Genomic DNA, 2,004 nt, shown 5'->3' with positions numbered 1-2,004 from the left:
TACGGGGAGAAGGAGGCTTTCGCTGACGATTTCGCCAATTTTCGACGTTACAAAAAGAGTGCCGGCGGTGCGACCTGCCTCTTCTCCCCGTCGCTATACGGGGAGAAAGTGTCGGCAGCCGGAGGAGGAGCGGCGCAGACGCCAGCTACTCTAGCTTCAGGGTTTTGTTCGGCGGGCTAAATGTTCATACGTGATTTGCCAAGGATCGCTCTCGAAAGATCTTTCCTCGCCGATCCAATGGAAGCTGTTGGCAGTGATCTCAGTGAAACGCCATCGAGTTTTCAGACCGCGCGAGTCATTGCCGAGCTGGACAATGTCCTTTCCCTCGGCCCGCCCGATCTGGCGTGAGTGATCTCGGTTGAGCGGGTCGTTCCATACGATGTGCCATCCCTCGATCCCAGGATCGAAGATGCGCAAAGTCGTCCCATACATCGTGGACGGCGCAGGGCGCTTGGGCCTGATCCAAACGTCCTGAATCGCGCGGCCTTCGAGCACCCAGCCAAAATGGCATTCTCCATTGTATTTCTGGATTGTGCCGTCGTGGAGGTAGTGGACCGAGTACATTTCCCAGCTTCCAATTAGCCATCCATACAGGTCCATGTCTTTCGCTCGGTCGGCTGGGGGACCTTCGGATCCGAGGGCGGTGAGAAAGGGAGAAGTCGTCATTGTCATACTGCCTTTGGTTTCCAATAGGCGAGCTCAACTGCCCAGCGCAGCCCGGCGGCCCATTGTCGTGCCGGCCTGCCGCAAGCGCCGCCTTTTGGAATTTCGCGACGGAAGCCCGTGTCGGCGCCGGAACATTGCCGCCACAATTTGTAGCGTTGCGGTTTCCAGGTCTTGGGGAAAATTGCTATATTGCCGCTATGAGCCGGCCAGGCTGATCGCACCCATAATTGAGCGGTTTATCGCGACGGATCGTGCGTCCGCGCAGGTGAGGCGGAACCGGCAACACCAAGGGACAATCTCCCGGCAGTCGGAGGACCCCATAAAAAAGGCGGCGCCAGTTACCTGACGCCGCCGTTATTTTTCTGTCGGAGCGTTACGCCGCCGGCTGCGCCTCGATGGTGCGCAGCGCCTGCATCTGGCGCTTGGCCGCGGCCTTGACTGCGTCCTGCACCTTCTCGAAGGCGCGCACCTCGATCTGGCGCACGCGCTCGCGGCTGATGTCGAATTCGGCCGACAGTTCTTCCAGCGTCAGCGGCTCCTCGGCCAGGCGGCGCGCCTCGAAGATGCGCCGCTCGCGCTCGTTGAGCACGGCAAGAGCGCCCGACAGCATGCCGCGCCGGTTTTCCAGCTCGTCCTGCTCGATTAGCGCCTCTTCCTGGCTTTCGTGGTCGTCGACCAGCCAGTCCTGCCACTCACCGGACTCGCCTTCGCTCGCCCGGATCGGTGCGTTGAGCGAGGCATCGCCCGACAGGCGGCGGTTCATCGACACCACCTCGGCCTCGGACACGTTGAGGCGGGTGGCGATCTCGGTGATCTGGTCGGGCTTCAAATCGCCGTCGTCGAGCGCCTGGATCTTGCCTTTCACCTTGCGCAGGTTGAAGAATAGGCGCTTCTGGTTGGCGGTCGTGCCCATCTTGACCAGGCTCCACGAGCGCAGGATGTATTCCTGGATCGAGGCCTTGATCCACCACATGGCATAAGTGGCGAGCCGGAAGCCGCGCTCCGGTTCGAATTTCTTGACGGCCTGCATCAGGCCGACATTGCCTTCCGAGATCACCTCGCCGATCGGCAGGCCGTAGCCGCGATAGCCCATGGCGATCTTGGCGACGAGCCTAAGATGGCTGGTGACGAGCTTGTGTGCAGCCGTGGTGTCTTCATGCTCGGCGTAACGCTTGGCGAGCATGTACTCTTCCTGCGGCTGAAGCATCGGAAAGCGACGGATTTCTTCCAGGTAGCGGCTGAGGCCGCCTTCGCCGGAAACGATACTAGGTAATGACTGGGCCATGATAGCGCCCCTCTCTCTTGGAGTGGTGCCCCCGAAACGCGGCGGGCATATAT

At 60.7% G+C, this 2,004-nt stretch carries 2 protein-coding genes; both read right to left on the bottom strand.

The genetic code is table 11. The features are described 5' to 3' along the window. Nucleotides 1-156 precede the first annotated feature (156 nt). Entirely contained in the window at nucleotides 157-600 is a 444-nt protein-coding gene (locus tag EOA86_RS32430; RefSeq protein ID WP_245497449.1) for a hypothetical protein, read from the bottom strand. Nucleotides 601-1,039: 439 nt separating this feature from the next. Beyond that, on the bottom strand, nucleotides 1,040-1,951 hold the full coding sequence (rpoH, locus tag EOA86_RS32420) for an RNA polymerase sigma factor RpoH (RefSeq protein ID WP_029348727.1): 912 nt from the start codon (nucleotides 1,949-1,951) through the stop codon (nucleotides 1,040-1,042). Between the last annotated feature and the right edge of the window lie 53 nt (nucleotides 1,952-2,004).

The sequence above is a fragment of the Mesorhizobium sp. M5C.F.Ca.IN.020.32.2.1 genome, from assembly GCF_004023105.1.
In the GTDB taxonomy this organism is placed as follows: Bacteria; Pseudomonadota; Alphaproteobacteria; order Rhizobiales; family Rhizobiaceae; genus Mesorhizobium; species Mesorhizobium wenxiniae.
The sequence above is the reverse complement of the archived record's forward strand: the minus strand, read 5'-3'. Positions and strand labels throughout refer to the sequence as shown.